The sequence below is a fragment of the Aquamicrobium soli genome (assembly GCF_042646345.1).
Classification (GTDB): Bacteria; Pseudomonadota; Alphaproteobacteria; order Rhizobiales; family Rhizobiaceae; genus Mesorhizobium; species Mesorhizobium soli_A.
In genome coordinates this window covers 52,093-78,846 of the sequence record NZ_JBHRTK010000012.1, presented here as the reverse complement: position 1 = coordinate 78,846, position 26,754 = coordinate 52,093, and the positions used below count along the sequence as shown (strand labels likewise).

24 protein-coding genes are annotated in these 26,754 nt (G+C 66.0%); 20 read left to right on the top strand and 4 right to left on the bottom strand.

The features are described from left to right. Positions 1-56: 56 nt before the first annotated feature. On the top strand, positions 57-1,589 hold the full coding sequence (locus ACFOHJ_RS09925) for a YifB family Mg chelatase-like AAA ATPase (RefSeq protein ID WP_378220343.1): 1,533 nt from the start codon (positions 57-59) through the stop codon (positions 1,587-1,589). Positions 1,590-1,805: 216 nt separating this feature from the next. On the opposite strand, the gene ACFOHJ_RS09920 is transcribed toward ACFOHJ_RS09925, so the two are convergent. Then, on the bottom strand, positions 1,806-3,572 hold the full coding sequence (locus ACFOHJ_RS09920) for an AMP-binding protein (RefSeq protein ID WP_378220342.1): 1,767 nt from the start codon (positions 3,570-3,572) through the stop codon (positions 1,806-1,808). A gap of 96 nt (positions 3,573-3,668) precedes the next feature. Beyond that, positions 3,669-4,301: an HAD family hydrolase gene (locus ACFOHJ_RS09915; RefSeq protein ID WP_378220341.1), complete on the bottom strand. Its 633-nt coding sequence runs from the start codon at positions 4,299-4,301 to the stop codon at positions 3,669-3,671. A 210-nt stretch (positions 4,302-4,511) separates the two neighbouring features. Here ACFOHJ_RS09915 and ACFOHJ_RS09910 point away from each other — a divergent pair, with 210 nt between their 5' ends. From ACFOHJ_RS09910 to ACFOHJ_RS09830, 17 genes are all read left to right on the top strand, one after another. Beyond that, on the top strand, positions 4,512-5,468 hold the full coding sequence (locus ACFOHJ_RS09910; RefSeq protein WP_378220340.1) for a sugar-binding transcriptional regulator: 957 nt from the start codon (positions 4,512-4,514) through the stop codon (positions 5,466-5,468). Between the two features lie 284 nt (positions 5,469-5,752). After that, positions 5,753-7,066 carry an ABC transporter substrate-binding protein gene (locus ACFOHJ_RS09905; protein WP_378220339.1) on the top strand — a complete coding sequence of 438 codons (1,314 nt, stop codon included), beginning with the start codon at positions 5,753-5,755 and terminating at the stop codon, positions 7,064-7,066. A 95-nt stretch (positions 7,067-7,161) separates the two neighbouring features. Then, positions 7,162-8,034 carry a carbohydrate ABC transporter permease gene (locus tag ACFOHJ_RS09900; RefSeq protein WP_378220338.1) on the top strand — a complete coding sequence of 291 codons (873 nt, stop codon included), beginning with the start codon at positions 7,162-7,164 and terminating at the stop codon, positions 8,032-8,034. Positions 8,035-8,216: 182 nt separating this feature from the next. Continuing rightward, positions 8,217-9,041 (top strand): carbohydrate ABC transporter permease, encoded by an 825-nt coding sequence (locus ACFOHJ_RS09895; protein ID WP_378220337.1) that lies wholly within the window; start codon positions 8,217-8,219, stop codon positions 9,039-9,041. Positions 9,042-9,062: 21 nt separating this feature from the next. Further along, positions 9,063-10,061 (top strand): ABC transporter ATP-binding protein, encoded by a 999-nt coding sequence (locus ACFOHJ_RS09890; protein WP_378220336.1) that lies wholly within the window; start codon positions 9,063-9,065, stop codon positions 10,059-10,061. Position 10,062: 1 nt separating this feature from the next. Beyond that, positions 10,063-10,833, top strand: a complete 771-nt coding sequence (locus ACFOHJ_RS09885) for an L-iditol 2-dehydrogenase (RefSeq protein ID WP_378220335.1) — start codon at positions 10,063-10,065, stop codon at positions 10,831-10,833. A 316-nt stretch (positions 10,834-11,149) separates the two neighbouring features. Then, the gene (locus ACFOHJ_RS09880) at positions 11,150-12,628 is read left to right on the top strand and encodes a mannitol dehydrogenase family protein (RefSeq protein ID WP_378220334.1); all 1,479 of its coding nucleotides are present in this window, start codon (positions 11,150-11,152) and stop codon (positions 12,626-12,628) included. 92 nt (positions 12,629-12,720) lie between these two features. After that, complete coding sequence (locus tag ACFOHJ_RS09875) at positions 12,721-14,307, top strand: FGGY-family carbohydrate kinase (protein ID WP_378220333.1); 1,587 nt, start codon at positions 12,721-12,723, stop codon at positions 14,305-14,307. 161 nt (positions 14,308-14,468) lie between these two features. Then, a complete protein-coding gene (locus tag ACFOHJ_RS09870; RefSeq protein WP_378220332.1) occupies positions 14,469-15,875 on the top strand; it encodes an MATE family efflux transporter in 1,407 nt (468 codons plus the stop codon). Between the two features lie 126 nt (positions 15,876-16,001). Beyond that, positions 16,002-17,306, top strand: a complete 1,305-nt coding sequence (pncB, locus tag ACFOHJ_RS09865; protein ID WP_378220331.1) for a nicotinate phosphoribosyltransferase — start codon at positions 16,002-16,004, stop codon at positions 17,304-17,306. A 178-nt stretch (positions 17,307-17,484) separates the two neighbouring features. Next, on the top strand, positions 17,485-18,789 hold the full coding sequence (locus tag ACFOHJ_RS09860; RefSeq protein WP_378220330.1) for an ABC transporter substrate-binding protein: 1,305 nt from the start codon (positions 17,485-17,487) through the stop codon (positions 18,787-18,789). 67 nt (positions 18,790-18,856) lie between these two features. Then, complete coding sequence (locus ACFOHJ_RS09855; protein ID WP_378220329.1) at positions 18,857-19,141, top strand: CopG family ribbon-helix-helix protein; 285 nt, start codon at positions 18,857-18,859, stop codon at positions 19,139-19,141. Then, on the top strand, positions 19,138-19,428 hold the full coding sequence (locus ACFOHJ_RS09850; protein ID WP_378220328.1) for a type II toxin-antitoxin system RelE/ParE family toxin: 291 nt from the start codon (positions 19,138-19,140) through the stop codon (positions 19,426-19,428). Before ACFOHJ_RS09855 ends, ACFOHJ_RS09850 begins: the two co-directional genes overlap by 4 nt. Then, a complete protein-coding gene (locus ACFOHJ_RS09845; protein ID WP_378220327.1) occupies positions 19,429-20,310 on the top strand; it encodes a branched-chain amino acid ABC transporter permease in 882 nt (293 codons plus the stop codon). Further along, complete coding sequence (locus ACFOHJ_RS09840) at positions 20,307-21,272, top strand: branched-chain amino acid ABC transporter permease (protein WP_378220326.1); 966 nt, start codon at positions 20,307-20,309, stop codon at positions 21,270-21,272. Before ACFOHJ_RS09845 ends, ACFOHJ_RS09840 begins: the two co-directional genes overlap by 4 nt. Positions 21,273-21,280: 8 nt before the next feature. Further along, complete coding sequence (locus ACFOHJ_RS09835; RefSeq protein WP_378221519.1) at positions 21,281-22,009, top strand: ABC transporter ATP-binding protein; 729 nt, start codon at positions 21,281-21,283, stop codon at positions 22,007-22,009. Continuing rightward, positions 22,002-22,709, top strand: a complete 708-nt coding sequence (locus tag ACFOHJ_RS09830) for an ABC transporter ATP-binding protein (RefSeq protein ID WP_378220325.1) — start codon at positions 22,002-22,004, stop codon at positions 22,707-22,709. The genes ACFOHJ_RS09835 and ACFOHJ_RS09830 overlap by 8 nt, the downstream gene beginning before the upstream one ends. 8 nt (positions 22,710-22,717) lie before the next feature. Here the strand turns inward: ACFOHJ_RS09830 and ACFOHJ_RS09825 are convergent, their stop codons facing one another. Together ACFOHJ_RS09825 and pncA are read right to left on the bottom strand one after the other, a co-directional pair. Further along, the gene (locus tag ACFOHJ_RS09825) at positions 22,718-24,145 is read right to left on the bottom strand and encodes a sodium:proton antiporter (RefSeq protein ID WP_378220324.1); all 1,428 of its coding nucleotides are present in this window, start codon (positions 24,143-24,145) and stop codon (positions 22,718-22,720) included. Positions 24,146-24,194: 49 nt separating this feature from the next. Further along, complete coding sequence (gene pncA, locus ACFOHJ_RS09820; protein ID WP_378220323.1) at positions 24,195-24,794, bottom strand: bifunctional nicotinamidase/pyrazinamidase; 600 nt, start codon at positions 24,792-24,794, stop codon at positions 24,195-24,197. Positions 24,795-25,048: 254 nt separating this feature from the next. Here pncA and ACFOHJ_RS09815 point away from each other — a divergent pair, with 254 nt between their 5' ends. After that, a complete protein-coding gene (locus tag ACFOHJ_RS09815) occupies positions 25,049-25,693 on the top strand; it encodes a DUF47 domain-containing protein (protein ID WP_378220322.1) in 645 nt (214 codons plus the stop codon). A gap of 4 nt (positions 25,694-25,697) precedes the next feature. Next, entirely contained in the window at positions 25,698-26,702 is a 1,005-nt protein-coding gene (locus ACFOHJ_RS09810; protein WP_378220321.1) for an inorganic phosphate transporter, read from the top strand. Positions 26,703-26,754 lie beyond the last annotated feature (52 nt).

Below are 26,754 nucleotides of genomic sequence, written 5' to 3'. Positions count from 1 at the left end.
GCATGGGGCGGACGGGTGACGGAACATGAGCCTGCCTGCCCGAAGGGGGCGGAAGGATGGTTTCGCGCGTTCGCACGGTGGCGTTCCAGGGCATCGAGGCCGTGCCGGTCGACGTGCAGGTGATGGTGGCGCCCGGCAAGGTCGGCATGTCGATCGTCGGCCTGCCCGACAAGGCGGTGGCCGAAAGCCGCGAGCGGGTGCAGGCGGCGCTGCATGCCTCCGGCCTGTCGATGCCGGCAAGGAAAGTCACCATCAACCTCGCGCCCGCCGACCTGCCCAAGGAAGGCAGCCATTACGACCTGCCGATCGCGCTCGGCCTGATGGCGGCGATTGGCGCGGTTCCGGGCGACATGCTGGCCGGTTATGTCGTGCTGGGGGAGCTGTCGCTCGACGGCACCATCGCCGCGGTGGCGGGCGCGCTGCCGGCGGCCATCGGCGCCAATGCCGAGGGCAAGGGCCTGATCTGCCCCTTCGCCTGCGGCCCGGAGGCGGCTTGGGCCGGCGCGGACATCGACATCCTGGCGCCGCGCAGCCTGATTGCCATCGCCAACCATTTTCGCGGCACGCAGGTGCTGTCGCGCCCCGAACCAGGAACCCATGCGCCGGCCAGCAACCTGCCCGACCTCGCCGACATAAGAGGCCAGGAAACGGCCAGGCGCGCGCTGGAAGTGGCGGCGGCCGGCAGTCATAACCTGCTTATGATCGGCCCTCCGGGCTCCGGCAAATCGATGCTGGCGCAGCGCCTGCCCTCGATCTTGCCGCCGCTGGCGCCGAAGGAACTGCTGGAAGTCTCGATGATCGCCTCGGTCGCCGGCGAACTCGGCGAAGGCAAGCTGACCGACCGCCGCCCGTTCCGCGCGCCGCACCATTCGGCCTCGATGGCCTCGCTGGTCGGCGGTGGCCTGCGCGCCCGGCCCGGCGAAGTGTCGCTGGCGCACAATGGCGTGCTGTTCCTCGACGAGTTCCCCGAATTCTCACCGCAGACGCTGGATGCGTTGCGCCAGCCGCTGGAAACCGGCGAATGCATGATCGCGCGCGCCAACCACCGCGTCACCTATCCGGCGCGCATCCAGCTTGTGGCGGCGATGAATCCGTGCCGCTGCGGCATGGCCGGCGAGCCCGGTTTTCGCTGTGCGCGCGGCGAGCGCTGCCGCGCCGACTACCAGGCGCGCATTTCCGGCCCACTGCTCGACCGCATCGATCTGAGGATCGAGGTGCCGGCGGTCTCGACCCGCGACCTGATCCGCTCGGACCGGGCGGAGACAAGCACCGTTGTCGCCGAGCGCGTGGCCCGGGCGCGGGAAATCCAGCGCCGGCGCTTCGAGCAGCTGGGTGTCGCTGGCGCGACGACCAACGCGCATTGCCCGCCGGCCCTGATCGAGACGATCGCCGCGCCGGATGCCGCCGGCATGGCATTGCTGAGCGATGCCGCCGACAAGCTGGGCTTTTCGGCCCGCGCCTATCATCGGCTGCTGAAGGTGGCGCGCACGCTGGCCGACCTCGACGCCAGCGAGACCGTCGGCCGCCTTCACGTGGCGGAGGCGATCGCCTATCGCATGAGCGCCCAGAGCATGGCGCATGCCGCGTGAAGTCCTGGCGTGATACCGGGCGCCGGGTGAGCGACCCGCAAGGTCGTGCTGCACTTTGGGCGCTATCTGGCGTCCCGTGAACGGCCGCTGCGGTGCCGGAATGGTTCTGGTTTTCGCGGGATAGGCATAACCGCTCCAACCGGTTGTTCTGGCCGCATTTCCGGACGCAAGGCTGCTTCGCACTGTTGCTGGACGTGCTCTGAACAGCTCGTCCCGCTACGCCGTCTTGGCCGCCTTCAGGCCGAGTTCGGCCACCATCTCGTCGCGCATGATGAATTTCTGCGGCTTGCCGGTCACCGTCATCGGCAGGCTGTCCTTGAAGCGGATATAGAGCGGGATCTTGTAGTGGGCGATCTGGCCCTGGCAGTAGGCCTTGATCTCCTCTTCGGTGGCGCTCTGGCCCGGCGTCAGCACGATCCAGGCGGCCAGCGCCTCGCCGAACTTTTCGTCCGGCACGCCGAACACCTGCACCTCCTTGACCTTCGGGTGCCGGTACAGAAATTCCTCCACCTCGCGCGGATAGACGTTCTCGCCGCCACGGATGACCATGTCCTTCACGCGCCCGACGATGTTGCAGTAGCCTTCCGCGTCGAGCGTGGCGAGGTCGCCGGTGTGCATCCAGCCTTCCGCGTCGATCGCTTCGCGGGTCTTTTCCTCGTCCTGCCAGTAGCCTTTCATCACCGAATAGCCGCGCGTGCACAGCTCGCCGGCCTCGCCGACGGCGACCGTCATGCCGTCCGCGTCGACGATCTTGACCTCGACATGCGGCTGGATGCGGCCAACCGTCGAGACGCGCTTTTCGAGCGGGTCGTCGACATTGCTCTGGAACGACACCGGGCTGGTCTCGGTCATGCCGTAGGCGATGGTCACCTCGCTCATATGCATGAGCGACACCACCTTCTTCATCACCTCGATCGGGCAGGGCGAGCCGGCCATAATGCCGGTGCGCAGGCTGGTAAGGTCGAAGGACGCGAAATCCGGGTGGTCGAGCATGGCCACGAACATGGTCGGCACGCCATAGAGGCCGGTGCAGCGCTCCCCGGCGACCGCCTTCAGCACCGCGCCCGGGTCGAAGCCCTCGTCCGGAAACACCATGGTCGCGCCCTTGCTGACGCAGCCCACCGCGCCCATCGACATGCCGAAGCAATGATAGAACGGCACCGGGATGCACAGCCGGTCCTCGGCGGTGAGCCGGATCGCCGAGGTGACGAAATTGCCGTTGTTGACGATGTTGTGATGGCTGAGCGTCGCCCCCTTGGGCGCGCCGGTGGTGCCGGAGGTGAACTGGATGTTGATCGCCTCGTCCGGGTCGAGTTCCTGCGAGATGGCGTCCAGCCGCTCGTGCTCGTCGAGACCGCCGCTGGCCAGCACGTCGCCGAAATTGGCCATGCCCGGCGTGGTTTCCTCGCCCATGCGGATGACGAGCCTGAGCGTGGGCAGGGCCGCCGCCTCGAGCTTGCCGGGCTCTGCGGTGGCGAGTTCGGGCGCGAGCGTCTGCAGCATGCCGATATAGTCGGAGGATTTGAACGCGGCTGCCGTGACCAGCGCCCGGCACCCCACCTTGTTCAGCGCGTATTTCAGCTCGGTCAGCCGGTAGGCCGGGTTGATGTTGACCAGGATCAGGCCGAGCCGCGCGGTGGCGAACTGGGTGACAAGCCATTCCCAGCGGTTGGGCGACCAGATGCCGATGCGCTCGCCCTTCTGCAGCCCGAGCGCCAGAAGGCCGGCGGCGAAGGCATCGACCGTCTCGGACAGTTCGTTCCACGAAAAGCGCTTGTCCTGGCCGAGGAAAACGGCGGCGTCACGCTCGCCATGGGCACGAACCGTCTCGGCAAACAGGGCAGGGATGGTCTTGTCCAGGAGCGGGGTCGATCGCTCGCCCGAGACATGCGCGATGCCGTTCAGCGGCGCGACGAAGACCCGGCCGGCCGCCTGCCCGCGCTGATGGCTGGCATGCATCAGGGTGTCGAGATGGATCGCCATGGCAGCCTCCTCTGTGGCCGGCAAAATCCTACCAGCCTGCGGGCGCGGTGAAAACCGTTACGTGCGGCAGCCTCCGTACCTCGGTCGGGCCATGGCCTAAAGACCGAGTTCGGCGCGCACTTCAGCGATGCTGTTGAGGTTGAGGGCGCCGTCGGGGCCGTCCATCGGCCTTTCCGGCCAGAAGATGGTCTTCATGCCGGCCGCGAGCGCCGCCTGCGCCCCGGGCCAGCTGTCGTCGATGGCAACCGCCTCGCCGGGCTCGACGCCGGCAAGCCAGGCCGCGCGCAGGAACGGCTCGGGATGGGGCTTGCCCTCGCGCACGTCGTTGCGGCTCACCGTGCGCAGGCCGGGGTAAGCGAGGCCGACGGCGCGCAAATTGGCGTCGACCACCATGCGGTCGGAATTGGAGACTACCGCCTGCGCCACGCCGCGCGCCCGCAGGTCATTGAAGGTCTCGACGGCGCCGGGGCGCGGCTTCAGCTCCGCCACCAGCGGCCAGTAATGGTCGTATTTGCGCACGATCCATTCCTCGAACGGCAGGGAAAGGCCGTGCTCGTCGCGCAGCATCTCGTAGACCGGGATGGCGGAGACGCCGAGCACGCGCTCGTGCAGGTCGGTGGGCGGCGTCACCCCGGCGCTGGCCAGCGCCGCCACCAGCGCCGCCTCATGCAGCGGCTCGCTGTCGGTCAGCGTGCCGTCCATGTCCCAGAAAACCGCTTTCGGCGTCATTGGCTGTCCTGTCTGTCGCTTTCGGCCGAAGCCGGGCCCGCGTTTCCCGGCCGATGCCCTACAGGTTTTTGCCGCGCGGACAAATCAATTCTCGCCTTGGCCCGTCCGAATGTCATAAGCTGCGATTGCGATTTGAATAATTGACACATTTATCGAGCAATTGCTCTCAAAAAGATTTCCTGCAAGAATGATGGCTGGAGGAACGACACGATGAGCGCCCGGTCCGAGACAGGCAGCAGGCTCGACGATGCGGCCCGCGCGGGCTGGCTCTATTACGTCGCCGGCCATACGCAGGACCAGATCGCCTCGGCCCTCGGCATCTCGCGGCAGACGGCGCAGCGGCTGGTGTCGCTGGCGATGTCGGAAGGGCTGATCAAGGTCCGCGTCGACCACCCCATCGCCAACTGCCTCGACCTCGCGGCGCGGCTGAAGACGCGCTTTGCGCTCGACCTGGTGGAGGTGGCGCCCAGCGCCTCGGACTCCTCCTCCACCACCATCGGCATTTCGGAAGTCGCCGCCGTGCAGATCGAGAAGTGGCTGCGCCTGCCCGAACCCATCGTCATGGGCATCGGCACCGGCCGCACGCTGAAGGCCGCCATCAGCCAGTTGCCGCCGATGGAATGCCCGCAGCACAAGATCGTGTCGCTGACCGGCAACATCGCCCCCGATGGCTCGGCGGCCTTCTACAACGTCATTTTCACCATGGCGGACCGGATCAAGGCACGCTCCTTCCCTATGCCGCTGCCGGTCATCGCCTCATCGCCGCAAGAGCGCGAAATGCTGCTCAGCCAGCCGATGATCCGGCAGACGCTGGCGCTGGCGGCCGAGGCCAGCGTCACCTTCGTCGGCATCGGCGACCTTGGGCCACGGGCGCCGCTCTATGAGGACGGCTTCGTTTCCGAGGCCGAACTGAAGGCGCTGCAGAAGGCGGGCGGTGTAGGCGAGATCGTCGGCTGGGTCTTCGACCGCGACGGCCGCATGATCGACGGGGTCACCAACGATCGTGTGTCCTCCGCACCGTTGCCGTCGCGGGAAAAGTCGCTGGTGGTGGCGCTTGCCATGGGCGAACTGAAGCTGCCCGGCATCCTGGCCGCCGTGAACCGCCGCCTGGTCAACGGCCTGATCACCGACGAACGGACGGCTGCCGCCCTGCTTTCCGGCGGCTGAGCCGGCACCTGGAATCCGCATCGTCATTGGGATCGTACCCTCACCCCTGGCCCCTCCCCACAAGGGGGAGGGGGATTCTGGCACCGCGCTTCCGCTGCCCCCCTTGTGGGGAGGGGCCAGGGGTGGGGGGTATTGAAGCTCTCGCTGTACGCCAGTTCCCCGAAGCCGCTCGCCCGCCCTTCGTGCTGCGGCGCAGCGACGAATCTCGCTTGACATAAATCAATCGGAGTGAATAATTGCTCACACCAGAAGCAATTGCTCATTCGATCTTTGGGAGGAACTCGATGAAACTGCGCACGCTTATCCTGGGCTTGTGCTCCGCCAGCGCCTTTGCGTTCGCCGCGCATGCCGAGGCCGTCACCATCGCCACCGTCAATAACGGCGATATGATCCGCATGCAGAAGCTGACGGACGACTTCACCGCGAAGAATCCCGACATCCAGCTCAATTGGGTGACGCTGGAGGAAAACGTGCTGCGTGAGCGCGTCACCACCGACATCGCCACCAAGGGCGGCCAGTACGACGTCGTTACCATCGGCAATTACGAAGTGCCGATCTGGGCCAAGCAAAGCTGGCTGCTCGCGCTCGACAATCTGGGCGCCGACTACGATGTCGACGACCTCCTGCCGGCGATCCGCGGCGGCCTGTCGGTCGACGGCAAGCTCTACGCCGCCCCGTTCTACGGCGAATCGGCCATGGTCATGTACCGCACCGACCTGTTCGAGAAGGCCGGGCTGAAGATGCCGGACAAGCCGACCTGGGAATTCATCGGCGATGCGGCGCGCAAGATCACCGACCGCTCCGCCGGCATCAACGGCATCTGCCTGCGCGGCAAGGCCGGTTGGGGCGAGAACATGGCCTTCCTCACCGCCATGGACAATTCCTTCGGCGGGCGTTGGTTCGACGAGAAGTGGCAGCCGCAGTTCGACCAGCCGGAATGGAAGGACACGCTCGACTTCTACGTCAAGCTGATGAAGGACGCCGGGCCTGAGGGGGCTTCCTCCAACGGCTTCAACGAAAACCTGACGCTGTTCCAGCAGGGCAAGTGCGGCATGTGGATCGACGCCACGGTGGCGGCCTCCTTCGTGTCCGACCCGAAGAACTCCACCGTCGCCGACAAGGTCGGCTTCGCCATCTTCCCGAACAAGGAAGGCGTCGACAACCACGGCAACTGGCTGTGGTCGTGGAACCTCGCCATCCCGGCCTCGACGAAGAAGGCCGAGGCGGCGGAGAAGTTCGTGTCGTGGGCGACCAGCAAGGGCTACACCGAACTCGTCGCCTCCAAGGAAGGCTGGGCCAGCGCCCCTCCCGGAACCCGCACCTCGCTCTATAACAACGAGGAATACAAGAAGGCCGCTCCCTTCGCCGGGCCGACGCTCGCCGCCATGAACGCCGCCGACATCACCAAGCCGAGCGTGAAGCCGGTGCCCTACACGGGCGGCCAGTTCGTCGCCATTCCCGAGTTCCAGGGGCTCGGCACCACGGTCGGCCAGTTGTTCTCGGCCGCCCTTGCCGGCCAGTCGAGCGTGGACGATGCGCTGGCCGCGGCGCAGGCCGCTTCGGTGCGCGAAATGACGCGCGCCAGATACATCAAGTAAGGCTCCTCCCGGTGCCTTGGCCGTCCGGGTCCCAGCCCGGGCGGCCGCTTTGAAATCGATGAACGGCCCATTCTCCACGACACAGGGCAACCACAATGGCTACTCGACAGACGGGCACGCTCGCGCGCTTCATGATGGCGCCTTCGGTCATCCTTCTCCTGATCTGGATGGTCGTGCCGCTGGCGATGACGCTGTGGTTCTCGTTCCAGGACTATAACCTGCTCAACCCGGCGCAGACGGGCTTTGCCGGCCTGTTCAACTACCGCTTCTTCTACAGCGACCCGGCCTTCTTCCAGTCGATCTGGAACACGCTGGTCATTGTCGTCGGCGTGCTCCTGATCACGGTTATCGGCGGCATCGGGCTGGCGCTGCTGATCGACCAGCCGATCTTCGGCCAGGGCATCGTGCGCATCCTGGTGATCTCGCCCTTCTTCGTCATGCCGCCGGTGGCGGCGCTGGTGTGGAAGAACATGATCATGCACCCGCAATACGGCGTGCTTGCCGACATGGCGCGCGCGCTCGGGCTCAACCCCATCGACTGGTTCGGCCAGCACCCGCTGCTGTCGATCGTCATCATCGTCGCCTGGCAGTGGCTGCCCTTCGCCACGCTGATCCTGCTCACCTCGCTGCAATCGCTCGACGGCGAGCAGAAGGAAGCCGCCGAGATGGACGGCGCCGGCTTCGTCAGTCGCTTCATCTACCTGACGTTGCCGCACATGGCGCGCGCCATCACCGTGGTCATCCTCATCCAGACCATCTTCCTTCTGTCGATCTATGCGGAAATCCTCGTCACCACCAATGGCGGGCCGGGCTACGCCTCGACCAACCTGCCGTTCCTCATCTACCGCACCGCGCTGCTCGGCTACGACGTCGGCGGGGCCTCGGCCGGCGGAATCATCGCGGTGGTGCTGGCCAACATCGTCGCGCTGTTCCTGATGCGCGCCGTCGGCAAGAATTTGGACAAGTGAAAGGGGATGGAGATGTCTTTGGCGTTGCTTACCCCCACCCCTCGCCCCTCCCCACAAGGGGGAGGGGAACCTTGCCGCCACCAAGCTGCACGAGAACTGGCTACGGGATTCCCCTCCCCCTTGTGGGGAGGGGTTAGGGGTGGGGGTAAATCCGCCTCATCGAGCAGGCTGGAGATCTGATCATGGCGCGCGCAGTTCCTACCCGCACGAAGATCGGCTGGACCGTCGCCGCATGGGCGGTCGCGCTGCTTCTGTTCTTCCCGATCCTCTACACCATCGTCACCTCCTTCAAGTCGGAGACGGAGGCGATCGCAGGCTTCAGCCTGATCCCGTCGGGAACGCTGGAGAGCTATGCCGAGGTGCAGTCGCAGTACAACTACTTCAAGCCGTTCATGAATTCGGTGATCATTTCGGTCGGCTCGACCCTGATCGCGCTCGCGGTTGGTATCCCGGCGGCATGGGCCATGGCCTTTTCGCCGACCAAGCACACCAAGGACGTGCTGATGTGGATGCTGTCCACGAAGATGATGCCGGCGGTCTCGGTGCTGGTGCCGATCTATCTGTTGTTCCGCGACTGGGGCCTGCTTGACAGCCGCATCGGCCTCACCGTCATGCTGATGCTGATCAACCTGCCGATCGTGGTGTGGATGCTCTACACCTATTTCCGCGAGATACCGGGCGAGATTCTGGAAGCCGCGCGCATGGACGGCGCCTCGCTGTGGGGCGAGATCGCCTATGTGCTGACGCCGATGGCGGTGCCGGGCATCGCCTCGACGCTGTTGCTCAACATCATCCTGGCGTGGAACGAGGCGTTCTGGACCATCCGGCTGACCACCACCGAGGCTGCGCCGCTCACCGCCTTCATCACCTCGTTCTCCAGCCCGCAGGGTCTGTTCTGGGCGAAGCTGTCGGCGGCCTCGACGCTGGCGATCGCGCCGATCCTGATCATGGGCTGGTTCTCGCAGCGCCAACTGGTGCGCGGCCTGACCTTCGGCGCGGTGAAATAGGACGAGGCGGGGAGAGACACCATGGGAAACATCACGCTCAACAACGTATCCAAGGCGTTCGGCTCGACCGTCATCATTCCGGGCATCGACCTGGTCATCGAGGACGGCGAGTTCGTGGTCTTCGTCGGCCCCTCCGGTTGCGGCAAGTCCACGCTGCTTCGGCTGATCGCTGGGCTGGAGGACACCAGCGGCGGCTCGATCCATATCGACGGCCGCGACGTCACCAACGAGGCGCCGGCAAAGCGCAAGCTCGCCATGGTGTTCCAGTCCTACGCGCTCTACCCGCATATGAGCGTGGCCAAGAACATCGCCTTCCCGCTGAAGATGGCCGGCGAGGACAAGGCCGCCATCGACAGGAAGGTGGCCGAGGCGGCGCGGGTGCTCAACCTCACCAACTACCTGGAGCGGCGGCCGGGGCAGCTTTCCGGCGGCCAGCGCCAGCGCGTCGCCATCGGCCGCGCCATCGTGCGCCAGCCGTCGGCCTTCCTATTCGACGAGCCGCTGTCCAACCTCGACGCCGCACTTCGCGGCACCATGCGGCTGGAGATCTCCGAACTGCACCAGCAACTCAAGACGACGATGATCTACGTCACCCACGACCAGGTCGAGGCCATGACCATGGCCGACAAGATCGTGGTGCTGAACGCCGGCAATATCGAGCAGGTCGGCTCGCCGATGGAACTCTACAGGACGCCCGCCAATTTGTTCGTCGCCGGCTTCATCGGCTCACCGAGGATGAACCTGATCGAAGGCGCACCGGCCGAGAAGCATGGCGCCAAAACCGTCGGCATCCGCCCCGAGCACCTGAAGATTTCGGCCACTACCGGCGAATGGCAGGCCAGGGTCGGCGTCGCCGAGCATCTCGGCTCCGACACCTTCCTGCATGTGCAGGCGGACGGCGTCGGCCCGCTTACGGTGCGTGCCGACGGTGAAATCGGCGCGCGGCACGGCGACACCGTTTATCTCACGCCGGACCCAAGCAAGCTGCACCGCTTCGGGTCCGATGGAAAGGCAATCTGACATGCGACTACCCGGCAAATCCGCCCTGATCACCGGTTCGGCGCGCGGCATCGGCCGTGCCTTCGCCGAGGCCTACGTGCGGGAAGGCGCCACCGTCGCCATCGCCGACATCAACCTCGAGGCGGCACGAAAGACGGCTGAAGCCATCGGCGACAAGGCCTATGCGGTAAAGCTCGACGTCACCGACCTCGCCTCCATCGAGGCGGCGGTGAAGGCGGTGGAGGAACGCACCGGCGGCCTCGATATCCTCATCAACAACGCCGCCCTGTTCGACGCCGCGCCCATCGTCGAGATCGGCAAGGCGAGCTACGACAGGCTGTTTTCGGTCAACGTCGCCGGCACGCTGTTCATGATGCAGGCGGCCGCCCGCTCGATGATCGCGCGGGGGCAGGGCGGCAGGATCATCAACATGGCGAGCCAGGCGGGACGCCGGGGCGAGCCGCTGGTCGCCGTCTATTGCGCCACCAAGGCGGCGGTGATCTCGCTCACCCAGTCGGCCGGATTGGACCTCATAAAACATCGCATCAACGTCAACGCCATCGCCCCCGGCGTCGTCGACGGCGAGCACTGGGACGGCGTCGACGCGCTGTTTGCCAAATACGAGAACCGGCCGCTCGGCGAGAAGAAGAAACTGGTCGGCGAGGGCGTCCCCTATGGCCGCATGGGCCGGGCGGAGGACCTGACCGGCATGGCCGTGTTCCTCGCCAGCGCCGAGGCCGACTACATCGTCGCCCAGACCTACAATGTCGACGGCGGCCAGTGGATGAGCTGAAGATGCGTGCTCCCCTCTCCGTCTCGCTCGGATCGGCGCTTTCTTTCCCGCGCGTGGGAGATATCGCCCGCGAAGGTACCCCCACCCCTGACCCCTCCCCACAAGGGGGAGGGGAACGCCGACACCGTCGTTTTTTCCCGAAAACTGCCGGAAAAGGATGTCGCGACGCTGCCGTGGAATTCCCCTCCCCCTTGTGGGGAGGGGTCAGGGGTGGGGGTGCTGAAGTCCGCGACGACGGCGGATTCGCATACGCACTGACCACGACCCGAGGCGAAAGGGCCGGAGGCGTCGCGGGCCTCAGCGAGGAGCATTCAGCATGACCACGAAGCTTTCCCTGGCGAACCTCGCCTCCCTGCCCGCCGGGGTCGCCCGGCCGAAATACGACCGTTCGGCGCTGAAGGCCGGCATCCTGCATTTCGGTGTCGGCAATTTTCACCGAGCCCATCAGGCGGTCTATCTGGACGACCTGTTTGCCCAGGGCCGCGGCCATGACTGGGCGCTGGTCGGCGCGGGTGTTTTCGAGGGCGAAGAGGCAGGCCGGCAAAAGCTGGCCGAACAGGACTGGCTGACCACCGTGGTCGAGCAGGACGAGGGCCATATGAGCGCCCGCGTCACCGGCTCGATGGTCGATTTCATTACCCCCGGCGATGGTGCAGCCATCATCGCGCGGCTGGCCGACCCGGCGATAAAGATCGTGTCGCTGACCATCACCGAAGGCGGCTATTTCATCGACCCGGCTTCCGGCCTGTTCGATCCGACCCATCCGGCCATCGTCGCCGACGCGCAGAATCCCGGCGCGCCGAAAACCGTGTTCGGCATCATCCTTGCCGGCCTGAGACGCCGCCGCGACGACGGCATCGTGCCGTTCACCGTTATGTCCTGCGACAACATTCCCCATAACGGCCGGGTGACCTATGACGGCGTCGTCGGCCTCGCCCGCCTGATCGACGAGGACCTGGCCGGCTGGGCGAGCGATCATGTCGCCTTCCCGAACGCGATGGTCGACCGCATCACCCCGGCCACCACCGACCGCGAGCGCGCCATCCTGGCGAAGGAATTCGGCGTCGAGGACAACTGGCCGGTGTTTTGCGAGCCGTTCCGCCAATGGGTGCTGGAAGACCGCTTCACCGACGGCCGGCCGCCCCTGGAAAAGGTCGGTGTGCAGTTCGTGGCCGACGTCTCGCCCTATGAGCTGATGAAAATCCGCATCCTCAACGGCGGCCATGCGGCGATCGCCTATCCGGCCGGCCTGATGGACATCCATTTCGTGCATGAGGCGATGGCCGAGCCGCTGGTGCGCAATTTCCTCGACAAAATCGAGCACGACGAGATCATCCCCACCGTGCCGCCGGTTCCGGACACCAGCCTCGAGGACTATTACCGGCTCATCGAGAGGCGCTTTTCCAATCCGAAGATCGGCGACACGGTGCGCCGACTCTGCCTCGACGGCTCCAACCGCCAGCCGAAGTTCATCATTCCCACCATCGCCGACCGGCTGAAGGCAGGCAAAAGCGTGGCCGGGCTGGCGCTCGAATCGGCGCTTTGGTGCCGCTACTGCTTCGGCACCACCGATTCCGGCGCCGTCATCGAGCCCAACGACCCGAACTGGGACCGCATGCAGGCCACCGCCCGGGCGGCGAAGGCCGATCCCGCCGCCTGGCTCGCCATGGAGGACATCTATGGCGACGTCGGCCGCTCTCCCGTTTTCGCCGCCGCCTTTGCCCATGCGCTGGCCGCGCTGTGGGCGAACGGCGCGCGCGTCACGCTGACCCGCTACCTCGCCGGTACGCTCTGACGCTGCCCGCATGCAAGCCGGCTTGCGCCGCGCGCCGCGCCCCTTATAGTTTCGCTCGCTGTCGCCTGAGCGTTGAAGCGAGAAGAAGCGCCTTGGAAACCGGGTTCGTCTGCGCGGTCGATGTCGGCACGGGAAGTGCCCGCGCCGCGATCCTCGACCGGCGCGGCAAGCTGTTCGGCCGCGCCGAGCATCCGATCGCGATGAACCGCCCGCAGGCCGATTTCGCCGAGCAGGATTCCGAGGATATCTGGGACGCCGTCTGCATCGCGGTGCGCGCGGCGCGCGACAAGGCAGGCATCGAGGCGCAGGCCGTCGTCGGCATAGCCTTCGACGCCACCTGCTCGCTGGTCGTGCGCGAGCGCGACGGCGGCCAGGTCAGCGTGTCGCGCGGCGGCGAGGAGCGCTGGGACACCATCGCTTGGCTCGACCACCGGGCCATCGCCGAGGCCGACGAATGCACCGCGACCGGGCATCCTGTCCTCGCCTATGTCGGCGGCGTCATGTCGCCCGAGATGGAAACGCCGAAGCTGATGTGGCTGAAGCGCAACCTGCCCGAAAGCTGGGCGCGGGCCGGACTTCTGTTCGACCTGGCCGATTTCCTGAGCTGGAAGGCGACCGGCTCGCTGGCGCGCTCGCAATGCACCTTGACCGCCAAGTGGGCCTATCTGGCGCATGAGAAAGGCGGCTGGCGGCCCGATTTCTTCGCCGCCGTCGGGCTGGAGGATTTATTCGAGCACGGCGCCCTGCCGCAGAAGGCAAGCCCGGTCGGGACCGATCTCGGCCCGCTGTCGCCGCAGGCTGCTTCCGCGCTCGGCCTTGCCGGGACATGCCGGGTCGGGGCCGGGGCCATCGACGCCTATGCCGGAGCGCTCGGCGTGCTCGGCGGCTATGCCGGCGATCCGGAAACCATCGGCCGGCACCTCGCGCTGATTGCCGGGACCTCCAGTTGCGTCATGGCGATGACGCCGCAGCCGCTGCCCTTCGCCGGTGTGTGGGGGCCGTATTACGGCGTCGCGCTGCCGGGTCTGTGGCTGTCGGAGGGCGGCCAGTCCGCCACCGGCGCGCTGCTCGATCATGTCATCCGCTGGCATGGGGCGGGCGGCGAGCCGGACGCCGCCGCCCACGCGCGCATCGCCGCCCGCATCGGCGAGTTGCGGGCCGTCGAAGGGCTCAATCTGGCCGGCCGCCTGCATGTGTTGCCCGATTTCCATGGCAACCGCTCGCCGCTGGCCGACCCGCATGCGCTCGGCGTCGTCAGCGGGCTTGCGCTCGACGCTTCCTTCGACAGCCTGTGCCGGCTCTACTGGCGCACGGCGGTGGCGATCGCGCTCGGCGTGCGCCACATCCTGACGGCGTTGAACGAAAACGGCTATCTGATCGACACGCTGCACGTCACCGGCGGCCATACCCGCAACCCGCTGATGATGGAGCTTTACGCCGACGTCACCGGCTGCACGGTGGTCGAGCCGCTGGCGGACGAAGCCGTGCTTGTCGGCACCGCGATGGTGGCCGCGACCGCCGCCGGCCTTCACTCCGGCCTGGCCGCCGCCGGCCTCGCCATGCGCCAGGAAGTGAGGACGCGCCGGCCCAATCCGGCCGCGGCCAGCCGGTTCGACCGCGATTTTCGCGTCTTCCTGGAAATGCACCGGCAGCGCCGGGCGCTGGAGGCGCTGGCGTAGGCTTCTCCCTGGCTCAATCGCTGCCTGGCGCTCGCGTCTTGCCAAAATGTCGCAATTCGTTCAAAAGCGATGCCTTGATGCGGTGGAAACCGACGGTTTTCTCTGTTCGTTGGCGGCTTCCGGCCTTTTTGGCCGATGCGCCGCTGGAAAGTTGAGCGACAATGTATTCGATCGAGGCCGCCGCACTGGCGACGGCAAAGCCGTGGCGTTCTGAAATAAAGGCGACGCTGGCGCTATCGTGGCCGATGGTGCTGACCAACCTTGCCCAGACGGCGATGACGGTCACTGACGTCATGATCCTCGGCCGCGTCGACGCCGATACGCTGGCGGCGGGCGCGCTTGGCACCAACCTCTATTTCGCGCCGATGATATTCGGGCTCGGCCTGATGCTGGCCACGATCCCGATGATGGCGCGAGAAATCGGCCGCAACCGGCACTCGGTGCGCGACGTGCGCCGCACCGTGCGCCAGGGCTTCTGGGCCGCCGTCTTCATCGCGCTGCCGATCTGGCTGCTGTTGTGGCACGGCGAGGAGATCCTGCTCCTGCTCGGACAGGAACAGAAGCTCGCGGCCGCCGCCGGGGCCTATCTGCATGCGCTGCAGTGGGGGCTGCTGCCCTTCTACGGCTATATCGTGCTGCGTTCCTTCATCACCACGCTGGAGCGGCCGGGCTGGGCGACCGTCGTCGCCTTCGTTGCCGTCGGCTTCAACCTGCTCGCCAACTGGGCCCTGGTCTTCGGCCATCTCGGCTTTCCGCGCCTGGGCATCGTCGGCTCCGGTATCGCCACCAGCCTCTCCAGCCTGCTGATGTTCGTCGGCATGGTGCTGGTGGTGCTCCTCGACCGCCAGTTCCGGCGCTACCGCCTGTTCGGCCGCTTCTGGCGCGCGGACTGGCCGCGCTTCCGGCAGTTGATGCGGCTCGGCATGCCGATCGCCGCCATGATGGCGTTCGAGACGACGCTGTTCAACCTTGCCGCTTTCCTCATGGGCATCATCGGCGCCACCTCGCTCGCCGCCTATGCGATCGTCATCCAGTTGTGCTCGATTTCCTTCATGGTGCCGCTCGGGGTCAACCAGGCCGCCACCGTGCGGGTAGGCACCGCCTATGGCGCGGGCGACGCCGCCGGCGTCAGCCGGGCCGGCTGGGCGGCCTATGGCGTCGGTGTCGGCTTCATGGCGCTGTCGGCGCTGGTCATGATCCTGATGCCGCATTGGCTTATCAGCCTGTTCATCGACACCGGCGATCCCGCCAATGCCGAAGTGGTGGCGATCGCGGCGTCCTTCCTCGTCTTTGCCGCGCTGTTCCAGATCGTCGACGGGGCGCAGGCGGTCGGCGCAGGCATGTTGCGCGGCCTGCACGACACCGGCGTGCCCATGGTCATCGCCGCCATCGGCTATTGGGGCGTCGGCATGCCGCTCGGCATCCTGCTCGCCTTCCATTTCGGCCTGGCCGGCGTCGGCGTCTGGATCGGCCTGTCGGCCGGGCTGGCAGTGGTCGCAGTGCTGCTGCTCGCACGCTGGCTGCGCAGCGAGCGGCGCATGCGGCTCGATCCGGCAATGGCGCGCTGAATCGGCGGCCGACCGCAGTCGGACTTTTTGTCGGGCCAGCAGGGAAAGCGGGGAGCGTTCCGGCGGATTCGATGCTAAGAGGCTTGCCGCAGACCGTCCCATCTCGCAGCGAAGGCGACAACGGCCATGACAAAAACGGACATCGCGCGCCGCGTCTACAACCATACGTGGAAGCTCGATCCGATCGTGCGCAGCCTGCTCGATACGGATTTCTACAAGCTGCTGATGCTGCAGATGATCTGGGGCATGTACCCGAAGGTTGAGGCCACCTTTTCGCTGATCAACCGCGCCACCTCCATCCGCCTTGCCGACGAGATCGACGAGGGAGAACTGCGCGAGCAACTCGACCATGCGCGCACGCTGCGGTTTACGAAAAAGGAGATGATCTGGCTGGGCGGCAACAATTTCTACGGCCGCAAGCAGATATTCGAGCCGGAATTCCTCGCCTGGCTGGAGAATTTCCGGCTGCCCGAATACCATCTGGAAAAGCGCGATGGTCAGTTCGAGCTTACGTTCTCCGGCCCGTGGATGTACACCACGCTGTGGGAGATTCCCGCCCTCGCCATCATCAACGAATTGCGCTCGCGCGCCGCGATGCGGGCCTACGGCCCCTTTGCGCTGGACGTCCTTTATGCCCGTGCCAAGGCCAAGATGTGGGCCAAGACCGACCTGCTGAAGGCGCTTCCGGACATCAACATTTCCGATTTCGGCACGCGCCGCCGCCACTCCTTCCTGTGGCAGCGGTGGTGCGTGGAGGCGCTGAAGGAAGGCATCGGTGCCGCTTTTACCGGTACCTCGAACGTGCTGCTCGCCATGGACAACGATCTCGAGGCGCTCGGCACCAACGCCCATGAATTGCCGATGGTGCTGGCCGCCCTTGCCGACAGCGAGCAGGAACTGCGGCAAGCGCCCTACAAGGTGCTGCAGGACTGGCAGCGCTACTATGGCGGCAATTTGCTGATCGTGCTGCCGGATGCCTTCGGCACCGCCGCCTTCCTGCGCGATGCGCCGGACTGGGTGGCCGACTGGACCGGCTTTCGCCCCGACAGCGCGCCGCCGGTCGAGGCCGGCGAGCGGATCATCGACTGGTGGCGGCAGAGGGGGCGGGACCCGAAGCAGAAGCTGCTGATCTTTTCCGACGGGCTGGAGGTCGAGACGATCGTGGAGACCTACCGGCATTTCCACGGCAAGGTGCGCATGGCCTTCGGCTGGGGCACCAACCTCACCAACGACTTCGAGGGTTGCGCGCCGGTGCCGACCAACCGGCTGGATGCGATTTCGCTGGTCTGCAAGGTCACCGAGGCCAACGGCCGTCCGGCGGTCAAGCTTTCCGACAACCCGGAAAAAGCCACCGGCGACATAGCCGAGATCGAGCGCTATCTGCGCATTTTCGGCCAGAAGGACCGCGCCAGCCACGTGGTCAAGGTATAGGCATATTCCCTTGCGGAAGGCATTGGCCGGCGCCGGCCGGGCCCTCCGGCCTAAGACGTTGATCGGCCATCGGAATAATTGGAATTTCGATTTCCCCTTTGCCCCTCGATCCTTTATGGAGGGACGCGCTCCATTTTGCCGCCAGGGCGGCCGACACGCTTCAGCAAGAGGACCTTCGATGCCGGATACCAGGGGATTTTTCGATCTGACCGCAACCGGGCTTAGCCGCCGCTCGGCGCTGAAAGGGTTGGCGGCGGGCGCTGGCCTGATGGCGGCCCCCGGCTTCGTGCGCTATTCGCAGGCGCAGAGTTCGGCCCCCATCCGCATCGGCTTTCAGTCGCATCGCACTGGCATCGGCGCCACCTATGCCCATTGGTACGAGAAGACCACCGCCGCCGCGATCAAGGCGATCAACGATGCCGGCGGCATCAACGGCCGCCCGGTCGAGGTCGTCATCGAGGATGACGGCACCGACGCCGGGCGCGGTGCCGAGGTGGTGACGAAATTCGCCAAGCAGCACAAGACCGACATCGTCTACGGCACGTTGTTCTCCAACGTCGTCGTCGGCTCCGCGCCGACGGCGGGCGAGCTCAAGATGCCGTATTACGTGGTCAGCGAGGGCTATCACGTCGCTTCCGGCAAGATGAACCGCTGGTGCCTGCAGCCCGGCATCACCGACGTTCGCCAGCAGGTGTCGTCGATGGCGCCATGGATTGCCGCCAATGCCGGCAAGAAGGTCACCATGATCTATCCGGACTATGCGTTCGGCTACGACCATCGCGACTTCCTGCCGCCGGCACTGGAAAAGAACGGCGCCGAGGTGGTGGCCAAGATCGCCATTCCGCCGACGGAATCCTCCTTCACCAAGTATTTCCCGCAGATCCCCGCCGAGACCGAGGTGCTCTATCACGTCATGGTCGGGCCGGCGGTGCTGACCTTCGTCAAGGAACTGGGCGAGTTCTACGGCACCAGCGGCCCGAAGCTGTTCGGCTTCATCGACTCGCTGGAAGGCGTCGACATCAACAGCCCCGGCCTCGACTATCTGGAAGGCAGCCATTTCTGGGAAGGCTCGCCGCGCTACGCGCAGCCCAACGACAGCGATGCGCAAAAGGCCTATCGCGCCGCCGTCGGCATCGACGACAACGGCGCCGCCGTCGGCGACCCGAAGGACGTTTCCACGGCCGGCCATATGTTCGGCTGCTGGGAGACGCTCTACGTCATCAAGAAGGCGATGGAGGATTGCGGCTACAAGGGGCCGGAAGACCGTGCGAAGCTGGTGGAGGCGACCGAAGCGCTGACCGACTTGACCGAGGGGCCGGAGCATCCGCAGGGGCCGAAGCGCTTCAACGGCAAGCTGCACCAGGTGTTCGGCGTCCAGTACATTTCCAAGCTGGAAGGCGGCAGGCTGAACGTCATCCATCGCACGTCCATCGAAGATGGGCTGTACGAGTCGGACGTCGACTACACCAAGATGGCGCTATAGGCCGCATTTATTGCGGAAAAGATACTGACGACGTATATACGAAGTCAGTATCTTTTGGAGATGAGCCATGGCCAAGGAAGCTGTCTTCACCCTGAAACTTGAACCGGAACTGCGCGACGCCTTCATGGCGGCCGCCGCTGCCGCCGACCGACCCGCCTCGCAGATCGTGCGCGAATTCATGCGCGACTACGTGCGGCAGGACAGGGAATATGTCGAATTCCTGCGCCGCAAGGTGGAGAAGGCGAGAGCGAGCATCGCTGCGGGCCGCGTCTACACGGACGAGGAGGTTCGTGAGAGAATGAAAGCCCGCTTTGAGGAATGGGAACGCAAGGATCGCGAGGCCGGTAGGTGAAGGTCCGGTGGTCTGAGGGGGCGGATCAGGATCGCGAAGATATCGTCGGATACATCTGGCTCGACAACCCATCGGCGGCTCGGCGAATGGACGCCATGTTCGATGACGCGACAAGCCGGCTGTCGAAATTTCCGAGGCTAGGCAAGGAAGGCGGCATTCCCGGAACGCGCGAACTGCTTCCGCATCCGAACTATCGGCTCGTCTATCAAATTCGGGATGCGGAAATCATCGTTCTGGCATTGGTCCACACTGCCCGCCAATGGCCGCCGGCCGAGGACGAAACCTGAATGGCCTTTGGACCGCATCTTTTGCTTGCCGTTCTGGAGGGGTTGGTCAGCAGCGCGGTGCTGGCGCTGACGGCGCTTGGGCTGTCGCTGGTGTTCGGCGTCATGCGCGTGGTCAACATCGCCCATGGCGAGCTGTTCATGCTGGGCGCGGTGCTGGCATGGGCGATCGCCAATGCAGTCGGCGGACCGCCGGCGTTGGGTTTCGCTGCTGCCCTGGTGCTGGCGCCGCTCGCCGTCGGCGCGGTGGCGCTGGTGGCCGAGCGGCTGGTGCTGCGCCGGCTGGGCTACGAGCCGCAGGCGACCATCGTCGCCACCATCGGCCTGCTCTACATCATCCAGCAGCTGGCGCTGACCTTCTACGGCCCCGACGCGCATCCGGTGCCGCCGCCCTTCAACACGCGCATCGCGCTGCCCTGGTTCGGCTATTCCGGCTACAAGCTGGCGGTGATCGCCGCCTCGGCGCTGATCCTCGTCGCGACATGGCTGCTTTTGACGCGCACGAAGGTCGGCCTTCTCATGCGCGCCACGCAATACGACCGCGAGACCGCGCAGGCCTTCGCCATTCCGGTCGACCGCGTCTATGCCGGCACTTTTGCCTTCGGCGCGATGCTGGCGGCCGTCGCTGCCGTGCTGATCGTGCCGATCAGCCAGGCGCACTACCTGATGGGCCAGGATCCGCTGCTGTTGTCCTTCGTCGTGGTCATCATCGGCGGCCTCGGTTCGCTGCGCGGCACCGTGGTCGCCGCGCTGCTGATCGGGCTTTCGGACGGCATCGTCTCCATGTTCTTTTCGCCGACGCTGGCCAAGATCATCGTCACGCTGATCGTCGCCATGGTGCTGGTGTTCCGGCCGCAAGGCCTTTTCGGGACGGCGGCGCGATGAGCGGGGAGGCGTCGCCGGTAAAGGTTTACGCGCTGCATCTAGGCGTCGTCGCGCTGTTGTTCGCGCTCAATTTCGTCCTGCCGGATTACCATCAGAGCCTGTTCTCCCGCATCATGGTGCTCGCGGCCTTTGCCATGGGTTACAATCTTTTGTTCGGCTATGTCGGGCTGCTCAGCCTCGGCCATGCGATGTTCTTTGCCGCCGGCCTCTACGGTTCGGGCCTGGCCGTGGTGCATCTGGGCTGGAACGTGCCGCTCGCCTTTGCCGGCGCGGTTGCGTGCGGCGCGCTGCTGTCGCTGGCGGTAGGGTTGCTCGCGCTGCGCACCAGCGGCGTCGCCTTCATGATCGTCACCATGATGTTCGCGCAGGCGTTCTTCCTTGCCATCCTCTATTTCGCGCCCTGGACCGGCGGCGACCAGGGCATCGTGGTGCCGCAGGCGGTGCGTGTTCTCCATCTGGCAGGAATCCCGCTCGATCTCACCCATCCGACCGTCCGCTACATGGCCGCGCTTGCCATGCTCTGCGTCGCCCTGCTGGCCACGCTCGCCGTCGTGCGCTCGCGCCACGGCCGCGTGCTGGTCGCCATCCGTGAAAACGAGGAGCGCACGAGGATGCTGGGCTACGACACCTTTGCCGGCAAGCTCGCCGCCATGGTCGTCTCCGGCACGCTCTGCGCCGCCGCCGGGGCTGCCTATGCACTGCTGTTCGGCTATGTCGGCTCCAACTTCGCCTCGATCCAGTATTCCATCCTGCCGCTCCTGTGGGTGCTGCTCGGCGGGGCCGCGACCGTGCTCGGGCCGCTGGTCGGCACGCTGGTGATGTATTACGTGATCGACGTCACCAGCTTCTACACCTCCGCCTATCTGCTGGTCGTCGGCGTGGCGCTGATCCTTCTGGTGCTGTTCTTCCCCAAGGGCATTCTGGGAACTTTTCGCGAGCGCTGGCTGGGATGGCTGCCGTGATGGCTGACATGACGCCGCTCCTGATGACCAGAGGCTTGTCGCGCGATTTCGGCGGCCTGCGCGCCGTGGACGGCGTCGATTTCACGTTGAACCAAGGCGAAATCCGCGCCCTCATCGGTCCGAACGGCGCGGGCAAGACCACCTTCGTCAGCCTTGTCTGCGGCCGCATCGCGCCGTCGGCCGGGACCATCGCGTTCAATGGAAGCGACATCACCCGTCTGCCGGCGCATCGGCGGGTGCGGCTCGGTATCGCCTATACGTTCCAGATCACCAGCATCTTCGCCAACCTGCCCGTCTACGACAATGTCGCCTTGCCGGTGCAGCGCACGCTTGAGGACGGCCGCGGTGGGGGGGCGGTGCGGGCGGGGGTGATGGAGGTACTGGAAAAGGTCGGCCTCGCCGACCGCGCCGCCACGCCGGCCGGCCAGCTCGCCTACGGCCACCAGCGCTTGCTGGAAATGGCTATAGGACTGGCGCTGAAGCCGCGCCTTCTCATCCTAGACGAGCCGACGCAGGGTCTGGCCGACGGCGAGATCGAGTCCTTCATCCGGCTTGTCCGCGAAATCGCGCGGGAAGCGACGGTGCTCATCATCGAGCACAACATGAAAGTGGTGATGGAGCTTGCCGGCCGGGTCACCGTGATGGAGGCGGGCAAAATCCTCGCCGAAGGCACGCCTGCGGAAATCCGCGAGAACCAGGCCGTGCAGGCCGCCTATCTGGGGACGGCCCATGGCTGAGCTGCTCACCGTCGCCGGGCTCGACTGCTTTTATGGCGAGGTACAGGTCCTGCACGGCGTAGGGCTTTCGCTGCGGGCGGGCGAGGTGCTGTGCCTGCTTGGCCGCAACGGCGCCGGCAAGACGACGACGCTGAAGGCGATCATGGGCCTGGTGCCCGCAGCCGCCGGCTCGATCCGGCTGGACGGGCGGGAACTGACGGCGCTGCCCGCCCATAATGTGCCCAAGGCGGGCATCGCCTATGTGCCGCAGGGCCGGCGGCTGTTTGCCGAGATGACGGTTGCCGAAAACCTGCAGATCGGCCTGATGGCGCGCGGCAGGGGCGAGGCGACGAAAGAGGCGGTGCTGGACCTGTTCCCGCTGCTGCGCGCGCGGCTGAAGCAGCGCTCCGGCACGCTGTCGGGCGGCGAGCAGCAGATGCTGGCGATGGCGCGCGCGCTGTGCCTCGAGCCGAAGGTGCTGCTGCTGGACGAGCCGACCGAGGGGCTGATGCCGTCGATGATCGACAGGATACGCGAGACGGTGGCCGGCTTGCGCGGCCGTGGCGTCTCCACCATCCTGGTCGAGCAGCGCGTCGAGGCGGTGCTGTCGCTGGCCGATCGCGTCACCTTCATCGAGAACGGCCGCAGCCGCGAGACGGTCGGCATCGACGCCCTGCGCGCCGACCCTTCGCTGGTCAAGCGCTATGTCGGCGTAGGTTAAACCCGCTATCAGAAGAACAGCAGGCTCGACAGCACGAAGGCCGGGATCAGGATCGCCCCCGACCACAGCATGTAGCCGAAGAAGCTCGGCATGTTGATGCCCTGCCGCCGGGCGATGGCGTAGACCATGAAGTTCGGCGCGTTGCCGATATAGGTGTTGGCGCCCATGAACACGGCGCCCGCCGAAATGGCCGCCAGCGTCGAGGCGAATTCGGTCATCAGGTGCTGCGGGTCGCCGCCGGCCAGTTCGAAGAACACCAGGTAGGTCGGCGCGTTGTCGAGCACGGAAGATAGAAGGCCGGTCATCCAGAAATAGGCCATGTCGTTGGGCTGGCCGTTCGGCAGCGTGACGGCCGCGACCAGCGGCGCCATGGCTCCGTCGAGGCCGGCGCGCAGGATCGCCACCACCGGGGCGATGCAGATGAAGATGGCCGCGAACAGCTTGGCCACCTCGGCGATCGGCCCCCATTCGAATCCGTTGGCGGCGCGGTATTCCTTGCGCGAGACAGCGAGCGAGACGAAGGCCAGCACGAGGATGACGGCGTCGCGCACCAGGTTCTGCAATTCGACCCCGACGCCATGGATGGCGAAGGTGACGCCCGGCTTCCACGAAGCGGACATCAGGATCGCGCCGATGACGCCGGCGAGCAGCGGCACGTTGGCGAGGCCTCGGAGGCGCACCTTCTTGTCGGGCGTCGGGTCCTTGACCTTCGGCGCGCCCTGTTCGCGGCGGTGCAGGATCGTGTCCAGCACGAAGAAGACGGCAAGCACGATGCCGCCGACGAACAGCGTGTCCGGCAGCAGGTGTACCGTCGTCCAGAAGAAGTCGACGCCGCGCAGGAAGCCGAGGAACAGCGGCGGGTCGCCCAGCGGGGTGAGCGAACCGCCGATATTGGCGACCAGGAAAATGAAGAACACGACGACATGGGCGTTGAACGGCCGGTTGTCGTTGGCGCGGATCATCGGCCGGATCATGACCATGGCCGCTCCCGTCGTGCCGATGATGGAGGCGAGGATCGAGCCGATCAGGAGCAGGCCGGTATTGACCAGCGGCGTGCCATGGATGTTGCCGGCAACGAGGATGCCACCGGAGATGGTGAACAGCGCAAACAGGAGGATGATGAACGACATGTATTCCAGCAGCAGCGCGTGCAGCACCGCTTCGCCGGCCGTGGAAATGCCGAAGGCGGCGGCCATGGGTATCACCACCAGCACCGCCCAGAACGCGGCGATCTTGCCGTAATGGTTCTCCCAGACATGGTGGAACAGCAGCGGCCCGCTGGCGATGCAAAGCAGCAGGCCGGCGAACGGCAGCGCCCACCACAGCGACATCGTGGCGCCCGGCAGTCCGTGTTCCTCGGCCGCCATCGCGGCCTGCGGGCACAAGGCCAGCGCCGCGAACCACAGCGCGGCCGTCACCAGTTTCGAAACCCGCATGAAATCCCTCACTTTTTATCGCGCCCGCGTCTTCGCGCGGTGGCCTCCGTCATGCCAGCGTCACGCCGGCGTCGCGCATGCGCCCGAGCATCGTTTCCATCGAGCCGCCGAGGTCGATGCCACGGCAGGCGTCGAGCCGCACCGTCACGGCAAAGCCCTGTTTCACGGCGTCCAGCGCCGAGTAAGCGACGCAGAAATCGGTCGCGAGCCCGGCGAGCGTGATCGCCGAGATGCCGCGTTCCCGCAGATAGCCGGCAAGGCCTGTCGGGGTCGCATGGTCGTTCTCGAAAAAGGCCGAATAGCTGTCGATGGCCGGGCGGAACCCCTTGCGGATCACCAGTTCCGCCTTGGTCCAGGCGAGGCCGGAGTGAAAATCCGCGCCGGTGCTGCCCTGGATGCAATGGTCCGGCCACAGCGTCTGCTCGCCATAGGGCATGGTGACGGTCTGGAACGGCTCCTTGCCGGCATGGCTGGACGCGAAGCTCGAATGGCCGGCCGGGTGCCAGTCCTGCGTCAGCACGACGTGCTCGGCATCGCGGATCATGGCGTTGACCGGCGGCACGATCTCGTCGCCGCCGGCAACCGCCAGCGCGCCGCCGGGGCAGAAATCGTTCTGCAAATCGATGACGATCAGCGCTTGTCCGGCCATGCCGCTCCCTTTTCCGCTATCCGGGCTGCCGAAGCAGCGCGCAGAAACTTGACCAGATAGGGGCCGAGGTCAACCTTGCAACGGCCGAAAGCGGCCTGGAATGGCGGCAGGCGGCGAAAAGGCGGTCGTGCGCCAACGGCGTGGACGATCGATTGTCCGTCAATGCCGGCTAATCACACCTTTTTCGGCATTAGCTGTTTCGCGTCGTCGTGCTGGGCGTTATGGGAACACGACATCCGTGCAACGAGGTTGAGATGCTGAACTGGTTCCGGAAGCTTTTGCCGCGCGAGGATCGTTTCTTCGACCTGTTCGAGCGGCATTCCCAGGCCGTCGTCGGCGGGGCCGAGGCCCTGCAGCAGGTGCTCGCCGGCGGAGCGGACGTCGAGCGCTGGTGCCAGCAGGTCGAGGAACTCGAGGACGAGGCCGACGCCATCGCCGCCGAAGTGATGCACGCGGTGCGCCGCTCCTTCATCACGCCGTTCGACCGCAGCGACATCCAGGACCTGATCCAGTCGATGGACGATGCCATCGACATGATGAACAAGACCGTCAAGACGGTGCGGCTGTTCGAGAAGACGCAATTCGATCCGCTGATGCAGGAGATGGGCGGCGTCATCGTCGAGGCGGCGCACCTGGTGGCGGAGGCGATCCCGCTGCTCGGCAAGCTCGGCGCCAACGTTCCCCGCCTCGCCGCCATCTCCGAGGAGGTTACCCGCCTCGAAGACCGCTCCGACGACCTGCACGAGCAGGGGCTGAAGGAACTTTTCCGTCGCCACGACGGCGGCAACGCGATGGGCTTCATCGTCGGCCGCGAAATCTACAGCCAGCTTGAAAAGGTGGTTGATCGCTTCGAGGACGTCGCCGACGAGATCAGCGGCATCGTCGTCGAGAACGTCTGACCCCATGGACGCGACGCTCGTCTTTCCGCTGCTGGCCGGCCTCGTTGCCGTGGCGCTGGTGTTCGACTTCCTGAACGGCCTGCACGACGCGGCCAATTCCATCGCCACCATCGTCTCGACCCGGGTCCTGAGGCCGCAATATGCGGTGTTCTGGGCCGCGTTCTTCAATTTCATCGCCTTCCTGTTCTTCGGCCTGCATGTCGCCGAGACCATCGGCAAGGGCATCGTCGATGCCGATATCGTCACACCCGCGGTCATTTTTTCGGCGCTGGTCGGCGCCATCGTCTGGAACGTCCTGACCTGGATCGTCGGCATCCCGTCGAGCAGTTCGCACGCGCTGATCGGCGGGCTGGTCGGAGCGGGCGTCGCCAAGGCCGGCACCGGCGCCATCGTCTGGGCTGGCCTCACCAAGACGGTCGCGGCGATCGTGCTTTCCCCGCTCACCGGTTTCGTGCTGGCCCTGCTGCTGGTGCTCGCCGTCGCCTGGATCTTCGTCAGGCAGTCGCCCTATGCCGTCGACCGCACGTTCCGCGTGCTGCAGTTCGTTTCGGCCTCGCTCTATTCGCTTGGACATGGCGGCAACGACGCGCAGAAGACCATGGGCATCATCGCCGTGCTGCTCTATTCGCAGGGCGCGCTGGGCGACACCTTCTACGTGCCGCTATGGGTCGTGCTCTCCTGCCAGGCGGCGCTGGCGCTGGGCACGCTGTTCGGCGGCTGGCGCATCGTCCACACCATGGGCTCCAAGATCACCCGGCTGAACCCGATGCAGGGCTTTTGCGCCGAAACCGGCGGCGCCATCACCCTGTTCGGCGCGACATGGCTCGGCATCCCGGTTTCGACCACCCACACCATCACCGGCGCCATCGTCGGCGTGGGCGCGGCCCGCCGCGTCTCGGCCGTGCGATGGGGCATCGCCAAAAGCATCGTCGTGGCCTGGGTGGTGACGCTGCCGGCGACGGCCGCGATCGCCGCGCTGACCTATGCCGCGACCCGGCTGGCCGGGTGACAGCGGCATCGTGGCGCTTGGTGCGGCGTCCGAACTGCCCTATTTCAGGCAT

Bases quoted from the DNA above. Each gene is read 5' to 3' on its own strand.
- ACFOHJ_RS09825 (WP_378220324.1), bottom strand. From the start codon at position 24,145: ATGCGGGTTTCGAAACTGGTGACGGCCGCGCTGTGGTTCGCGGCGCTG.
- ACFOHJ_RS09840 (WP_378220326.1), top strand. From the start codon at position 20,307: ATGAGCGGGGAGGCGTCGCCGGTAAAGGTTTACGCGCTGCATCTAGGC.
- ACFOHJ_RS09815 (WP_378220322.1), top strand. From the start codon at position 25,049: ATGCTGAACTGGTTCCGGAAGCTTTTGCCGCGCGAGGATCGTTTCTTC.
- ACFOHJ_RS09920 (WP_378220342.1), bottom strand. From the start codon at position 3,572: ATGGCGATCCATCTCGACACCCTGATGCATGCCAGCCATCAGCGCGGG.
- ACFOHJ_RS09905 (WP_378220339.1), top strand. From the start codon at position 5,753: ATGAAACTGCGCACGCTTATCCTGGGCTTGTGCTCCGCCAGCGCCTTT.
- ACFOHJ_RS09830 (WP_378220325.1), top strand. From the start codon at position 22,002: ATGGCTGAGCTGCTCACCGTCGCCGGGCTCGACTGCTTTTATGGCGAG.
- pncB (WP_378220331.1), top strand. From the start codon at position 16,002: ATGACAAAAACGGACATCGCGCGCCGCGTCTACAACCATACGTGGAAG.
- ACFOHJ_RS09915 (WP_378220341.1), bottom strand. From the start codon at position 4,301: ATGACGCCGAAAGCGGTTTTCTGGGACATGGACGGCACGCTGACCGAC.
- ACFOHJ_RS09835 (WP_378221519.1), top strand. From the start codon at position 21,281: ATGACGCCGCTCCTGATGACCAGAGGCTTGTCGCGCGATTTCGGCGGC.
- ACFOHJ_RS09855 (WP_378220329.1), top strand. From the start codon at position 18,857: ATGGCCAAGGAAGCTGTCTTCACCCTGAAACTTGAACCGGAACTGCGC.
- ACFOHJ_RS09870 (WP_378220332.1), top strand. From the start codon at position 14,469: ATGTATTCGATCGAGGCCGCCGCACTGGCGACGGCAAAGCCGTGGCGT.
- ACFOHJ_RS09860 (WP_378220330.1), top strand. From the start codon at position 17,485: ATGCCGGATACCAGGGGATTTTTCGATCTGACCGCAACCGGGCTTAGC.
- ACFOHJ_RS09900 (WP_378220338.1), top strand. From the start codon at position 7,162: ATGGCTACTCGACAGACGGGCACGCTCGCGCGCTTCATGATGGCGCCT.
- ACFOHJ_RS09925 (WP_378220343.1), top strand. From the start codon at position 57: ATGGTTTCGCGCGTTCGCACGGTGGCGTTCCAGGGCATCGAGGCCGTG.
- ACFOHJ_RS09910 (WP_378220340.1), top strand. From the start codon at position 4,512: ATGAGCGCCCGGTCCGAGACAGGCAGCAGGCTCGACGATGCGGCCCGC.
- pncA (WP_378220323.1), bottom strand. From the start codon at position 24,794: ATGGCCGGACAAGCGCTGATCGTCATCGATTTGCAGAACGATTTCTGC.
- ACFOHJ_RS09845 (WP_378220327.1), top strand. From the start codon at position 19,429: ATGGCCTTTGGACCGCATCTTTTGCTTGCCGTTCTGGAGGGGTTGGTC.
- ACFOHJ_RS09890 (WP_378220336.1), top strand. From the start codon at position 9,063: ATGGGAAACATCACGCTCAACAACGTATCCAAGGCGTTCGGCTCGACC.
- ACFOHJ_RS09885 (WP_378220335.1), top strand. From the start codon at position 10,063: ATGCGACTACCCGGCAAATCCGCCCTGATCACCGGTTCGGCGCGCGGC.
- ACFOHJ_RS09895 (WP_378220337.1), top strand. From the start codon at position 8,217: ATGGCGCGCGCAGTTCCTACCCGCACGAAGATCGGCTGGACCGTCGCC.
- ACFOHJ_RS09880 (WP_378220334.1), top strand. From the start codon at position 11,150: ATGACCACGAAGCTTTCCCTGGCGAACCTCGCCTCCCTGCCCGCCGGG.
- ACFOHJ_RS09810 (WP_378220321.1), top strand. From the start codon at position 25,698: ATGGACGCGACGCTCGTCTTTCCGCTGCTGGCCGGCCTCGTTGCCGTG.